At 40.0% G+C, this 6434-nt stretch carries 4 protein-coding genes; 1 reads left to right on the top strand and 3 read right to left on the bottom strand.

The window, feature by feature from the left end; translation table 11 throughout:
- The 3 genes from RCH20_RS08155 to RCH20_RS08145 form a co-directional block, all read right to left on the bottom strand.
- Positions 1-1643, bottom strand: a 1643-nt coding sequence (locus RCH20_RS08155; RefSeq protein ID WP_327193233.1) for an Ig-like domain-containing protein, incomplete at its 3' end; no start/stop codon positions are given.
- A gap of 88 nt (positions 1644-1731) precedes the next feature.
- The gene (locus RCH20_RS08150; RefSeq protein WP_327193232.1) at positions 1732-2709 is read right to left on the bottom strand and encodes an OmpA family protein; all 978 of its coding nucleotides are present in this window, start codon (positions 2707-2709) and stop codon (positions 1732-1734) included.
- A gap of 1457 nt (positions 2710-4166) precedes the next feature.
- Positions 4167-4589 (bottom strand): tetratricopeptide repeat protein, encoded by a 423-nt coding sequence (locus RCH20_RS08145; protein WP_209957520.1) that lies wholly within the window; start codon positions 4587-4589, stop codon positions 4167-4169.
- A gap of 386 nt (positions 4590-4975) precedes the next feature.
- On the opposite strand from RCH20_RS08145, the gene RCH20_RS08140 reads away from it, so the two are divergent.
- Positions 4976-6220 carry an amidohydrolase family protein gene (locus RCH20_RS08140; protein ID WP_209957522.1) on the top strand — a complete coding sequence of 415 codons (1245 nt, stop codon included), beginning with the start codon at positions 4976-4978 and terminating at the stop codon, positions 6218-6220.
- Positions 6221-6434: the final 214 nt, after the last annotated feature.

Here is a 6434-nt window from a genome sequence, read left to right as displayed (position 1 = left end):
AAGATCGTACCTGTCGCACTATCAGTGCCTACCGTTGCATTCACCGCATTGCTGATGCTCATGCTAAAGTCTTCTGAGACCTCATAGATGGCATCGTCAACCACCGTAATAGTAATGCTCGGCGCTGTAGTACCGCCGGCTGGAATCTTTATTTTTGCGCCACTATCTAGGAAAGCTTGAATCTGTCCTTGGGTGCCTAATGTCACTACAATGCCGTCTGAATTAGTGTAAGTGATAGAAGCAATGTCGGCTGCTTCGACAGTGCTATTTACTGTATTTAGCTTAACATCGACGATAGTGTCAAAGTTACTCAGGTTGCCTTGCGAAACATCAAAGATAAGCAAGTTATCGACACCTTCAATGGCCGTTGGTTTCGTTGCTTTAATATTGACCACAGGCGTGTCATCGCCCACCGTTGTATCATTAGGATCAACAGGAGTAGTACCATCAGTGGTGCCATCGTCATAAATAGTGGTGTTGACCGTATCGTTATCGGTATCAATCGTGGCAGTGCCAGAGATGATGCCTGTAACGGTGACATTAAAGTATTCTGGACCTTCAAATAAGTTGTCGTCCACAATCGGTACAGTGATGGTGGCGGAGGTCTGACCTGCTGGAATCGTTACCTCTTGGGTGACAGGTGCACTGTAGTCGGCATCAGTACCCGTGCCACCCGTAGCACTACCGCCGCCAATGGTCACGGTGATTACGGTATCTTCCGTACTTGGCTTACTGATACTGACGGTATAAGTTGCTTCATTGGTACTGCCATCAGCAGCGGTCTCATTCAAGCTTGTGGTGCCGCTAATACTGACTAACGCTGGATAATCAATGGTAATATTCGCTTCATTAGACTTTAAACCAGCCTTGTCAGAAACCACATATTCAATAGGCGTGGGATCGCCGCTAAAGCCTGACTCTGGGGTAAAGGTGACTTTACCAGTAGTGCTATCCACTTCCCAAGTGCCTTCGCCCTCAACCACTAAACTAGTGACTTCATTGCCTGTAGGATCAATAAGTTTGACACTCGTTGGGTCCAAAACATTTTCAGGATCATTATCATTTACTATTACATCAATAATAACTGGCTGACCTGTTTCGCCTCTAGCATTATCATCTTTAGCAGTTGGGGCTTGATTAACAGGAGGAGGAGTTGGAGTGTCATCACTGCTACTGCTACTACTGATACCAGCAGCTAAACCGACTAATCCAAGACCGGCCGCTGCAGGTATCCACCATGGCATACCTGCTGCTGCAATATATTCTGTACCGCCTAATGCCTGCCCTTCTACATCTCCTATCTCTAATTGAGTCACGTAATCATAGGTTTCGCCAGTATCAGGAATGTAATAATAGTACTCGCCATCTTCGCCAATTCCGAGCAGCGAAATGTCTTTTTTATTATAAAAACTTTCAATAATAAGATCACTATCTTGGCCGTCTTTTTCAAATGAGACGTGTAGATCATTTTTTATACGTTTAGTAACAATATGGTTGGGAGCACGTCCAATAGCGGTATCATGAAACTCGTAGTTAACTTTGTCTACCGCATTAATGATAGTGGGCTTACCATCTTCAGTGATGACCTGCACTTCATTAATAGTACTATTGGCGTTATGTGTCTTAACAATAATAATATTCATATTCTCACCTTTCGTTTTTTATTTTTTTGATACCGGTTAAATTATTTTTGTATCAGGTAACCTCAATTATTGGAGGTTAATACAATTATCAATTGGTTAAGCGCTCTTCAACGACAGCGACTACACGTCTATTGATTCGTTGTCCTTCTGCATTATCATTACTTGCTCTCGGCTTTGATTCTCCATAACCAACCGCTTTTAAGCGCTCAGCTGCAATCCCAAAACGAGTGATTAACACCTCTTTTACGGCATCCACTCGTCGTTGCGATAAAGCTTGGTTATAGGTATCACTGCCGCGCTTGTCTGTATGACCTTCGACGGTAGTGGCTGTGTTTGGATACTGCATCATAAACTCTGCTAGTTCCGCTATTTTTATATAATATTCTGGCTGGACGACGGCTTTATCAGTTTCAAACAGCACTTCAAGATCAATAGTGACCCTTTCAGCTAAAATAGGAGGTTGTGGCTGTATCACTGGAGGCAGTACTACAGATAACGAAGTAGCGATAGGAGCTGGACAGTTTGGAACTACCCGGCTGATTTGATGCGTTTGATAACGCTTATTAGCTAATAGCTGTAATGCACTATCAGACGTAATCTGCTCTAGTGTCCCCTTTCCTGTTTCGTCCATATCAATATAGAAAAAGTATGTTTGACCACCAACTAATTCATATATTTTTTTATCCGCTAATAAGTTGTTGTTTTTAAATCCAGTAGCATTTGCGCTAAGCTGATTGATACCAACACACGAGTTGACTACAGTATAATTTCCCGGATGCAGACTAACTTGAAATCTATTGTTAACCGCAATATTGGCGCTTGTTTGTTCAGGGTCACTATCGTTTTTTCGGACAAAAACTAACCTAGTATTATCAGTAGCCACTTGTTTTATTAATACAGCATGAATATCAATATCTACTTGGTTATTCCATACCACACTGCCGACACGGCGGGTGTCTCCATCGTTATCGATACCATCATTACCAGTGATAGCACATGCAGTAATACTAAATAAAATAATTGGCACTACAACAGTGGCGATAGTATTTTTAAATACCCTTTCCATAGTAAATTCCTGAATGATAGTTTGTAGAGTCACTCGTGGTTAAAAATAGTGGTTTTTTATTTAAATGTTATGGACAAGACACTCTTTGTTATATTGCTATGTTTTTTAAGTAAGCCCATAGAACATCTGAGAGAATTGCATTTACTTGAAAAATTAAATTTTTATTTTTATGAGTGTGTTTGAGGCATGTTGAACATTTGACCATAGCACTGACAGTGACTACTTTTAGTCACTTCAAAGTCAAAAATATCTAGTTTAATAGCTCTCTTACACAAGTCATCGTTAACCATTGAAACTCGGTTAATGGCAATCAATGGAATGGTGTTTTTACAAAAGGTCTAGTAATTCTAAGCGGATAATTTTGGCAAAGTAGCGGCAAAAAAGAGTACTGTTTCCGTTTTAGAGGGTTGGGGCTGATGCTAAAACGGCTCCGTGCCATGTAGCAACTTTAGCTGACGCAGCTGCATTATCATCGAGTTATCTGTTGTCTGGAACACAGCGCTCATTGACTGGCAGCAGTGCTTATTGATAAATATTTAACGCTCCCTAATATATTTTATACAATATAATATTGATGTGCTAGGCCAGCCATTCTACTTAATAGACCGTTCATCTTGTTTTATGTATAAAATAACTCTATACACTTACTTAGCTATAGTAATTCCAAAATAGGAGGGGTGCGCTATCTCCAAAATAGGTAAGGTGAAATGAAACGATGATTGACTCGGCAGATTCTAGAACGCAAGTGTTTAAATATCAGCCAAAAAAAAGACATTGACACACCCAAAAGCCTACGCGATCAAAAGAACGCAGTATCAAAGTCAGCTTAATGATTACATCGCTGAAGGCTATCCTGTGTTTTACATGGATTAGAGCGACTTTGAGTATGAGAGGCTATGCGCCGATAGGTTCACCTTGTATCGACAACTACAGCTTGCAGGGTTCAAGCTGAACCAATATGATTGGTGATTTGTACGAAAACACACTATTCGGGCTTAGTTACCTTGGGAGGGGATATCAATGGATATATATTATAAGACTGGTGCAGATGCACTCTCGTTCCAAGCCTGAAGACTAAACCCATGATGGTCATGGACGAGGATAAAGCAAAGCACTGCTTTGCCCGAATACAAGACGAGAGCTCTACTCAAGTGGGAAAAGAAGTGGGCACAGGCTAAGTTTCTACGCCAAGGTGGATGGAAAATAATTTGTATAAACTATTTTATAATATGGGCTGTATTTCTTTTATCTTAGATTAACGATAGCGGCACAACGGATTAACTGTTACCGCAAAAACTTATAGATGAGTGAGTCGTTTGATTTATTAAAGATAAGCTACAAGATTGGGTGGCATATAATATGATCCAAACACGATAGTTTGCCACTAGCCCACCATAATATTGGCAGCAAGGCATCGAGTCGATACCTTGCTCATTTATTTGAGCACTTACTTAATGTTATTCTGCCAATAGCTTAACCAGTAAATCATGTATTTCGTTCTTGAGTTCTTTATCTTCGATTTTATTAGCACTAATTTTCGCATTTTGTAGATTTTCAATAGCTGCCTCAGTTTGCCCTAATTCAACTTGCAATACCGCCATGGAAAAAGCAATTGAGGACATACAGTCTTTTGAATTAATCGCAATCGCTTTTTTTAGGGCTTTTTCGTAGATAATTAGCGCCTCATCTAATTCCTCTGTAAAGTCAGCCAGTGTCTCCCATTGTACGGGATGGTCTTTATCGGTGTTTTCGTTATCGCTGCATATAGTCTGTAACTCTACATAAAGTGCATCGAAAGCTTCTTGATTACGTCTATTGTTCGCCTCTAGCAGCTCTTCAGCTAAAATATAGACTGATTTATATATTTTGGTATTGATCATTACTCATTTCCTCTCTTTACTACTAATAAAATAACAACCAGTAAATGAACTTACTTGGCAGTGGAAAAGCTTAATCTAAGTAAGTTGACGGTGTCTGGCAATGCTTGACTAAGATAACGAGCGTAATATTAGTCTTATGGAGAGTTATCTCAAAGACTAAGACCAGATAAAAGCCGCTAACTATAACAGAGAGAGCCATGATTAACGCAGGAATAAACACCATAAGAGCTGAAATCTTTGCAAGGTGTCAATGACGACCAGCAGATAATAATCAGTTTTACTACCATACTAAACACATAAAATAAAACTATAGAGGCAATGACTCACTAGACAAAAAAGCCCAAATGGTACTTAATTGAGTACTAATGGACACGAGAGAGATAATGATGACTGATTTAATAATTAAAAATGCACGACTAAAAAGTCATAAAGGCTTGGTTAATATTAGTATAAAAGAAGCTCATATTACGGGCATTGATGTCGTTGAAGATAATAGTATTGATGATGACGTTATTTATGATGGCACTGTTTACGACGCAAAAGGTAATTTTGTCTGTTCTGGTTTTTATGAGAGTCACATACATCTCGATAAGGCCTGCATACTGGACCGCTGTAGCTTAGAGGAAGGCAATCTAGAAGAAGCGGTAGAAGAAACCGGTAAAGCCAAAAAAGAGTTTACTGAAGAAGATGTGTTTGAACGCGCATCAAGAGTCATAGAAATGGCCATTAAAAAAGGCACCGTTGGCCTGCGAACCTTCGTCGAAACAGATGCTAAAACTCAATTGCGCAGTTTTGAAGCTATAAAGAGAGTCCAAAAGAAGTATGCATTTGCGATTGATATAGAAATTTGTGCCTTTGCCCAGGATGGCTTGACCAATGCACCACAAACCTATGAACTGCTGCAACAAGCACTAGCACAGGGCGCGGATTTGGTAGGTGGTTGTCCGTACAAAGATGACCATCCAAACCAACATATCGAGATGATATTTGACTTAGCTGAGCAGTTTAATGTCAATGTTGATTTTCATCTAGATTTTGATTTAGATCCTGATAGCTCAACCATCCCAAAACTGGTAGAAGAAACCATCAAACGTAACTATCAGGGCCGTGTGTCTATTGGTCATGTCACCAAGCTTTCTGCTATGGATAAGATGCAGCGAAGAGCAATGGCAGGTTTACTGAAGTTTGCTAATATCTCCTTAACTGTGTTGCCGGCGACCGATATCTATCTAAATGGGCGTAACTATGATGCTTTGATACCTAGAGGTATGGTTAACGCCAATGAATTGGCAGAAATGGGCATTAATACCACTATTGCCAGTAACAATATTTTGAATGCATTCACGCCTTATGGTGATGCCTCATTGATTAGAATGGCAAATATGTATGCCAATATTGCTCAGCTATCTAAGGACACTGAAATGGCAGATGTTTTTGATATGATCAGCAAAAATGCAGCTAAATTACTGTCACACCAATCTGAGATAACAGTAGGTGCACCAGCTACCTTGGTAGTATTAGAAGCAAAGGATGAGATAGAGGCCATTAGAACCGCATCACAAGCAGTAGCAGGTTTTAAAAATGGTAAACAAACGTTTTACAATCACGCTGCTTATATTTGCTTTGAGTAACTCAAAAGTAAAAGCTGAAAAAATGAGGCTATTAGCGCAGCGGAATTGTTGGAACTGACTCAGTAGATGATAGCACAGTAGGTTTAGACCAGTTATTTTCTTACTTCCTCTTCACACGCGTGACAGAGGCTGCGGAAAATTCATATCAGCGGCACTGTATCGTCTTTAAATTGGATTGACTGTACGTATTCTTAGAGGCTTTTATCGTCTCAAA

Source organism: Psychrobacter sp. PL15 (assembly GCF_035984995.1).
In the GTDB taxonomy this organism is placed as follows: Bacteria; Pseudomonadota; Gammaproteobacteria; order Pseudomonadales; family Moraxellaceae; genus Psychrobacter.
The sequence above is the reverse complement of the archived record's forward strand: the minus strand, read 5'-3'. Positions and strand labels throughout refer to the sequence as shown.

Excerpts from the sequence above, each read along its gene's own strand:
- RCH20_RS08150 (WP_327193232.1), bottom strand. The coding sequence starts at position 2,709 with ATGGAAAGGGTATTTAAAAATACTATCGCCACTGTTGTAGTGCCAATT.
- RCH20_RS08145 (WP_209957520.1), bottom strand. The coding sequence starts at position 4,589 with ATGATCAATACCAAAATATATAAATCAGTCTATATTTTAGCTGAAGAG.
- RCH20_RS08140 (WP_209957522.1), top strand. The coding sequence starts at position 4,976 with ATGACTGATTTAATAATTAAAAATGCACGACTAAAAAGTCATAAAGGC.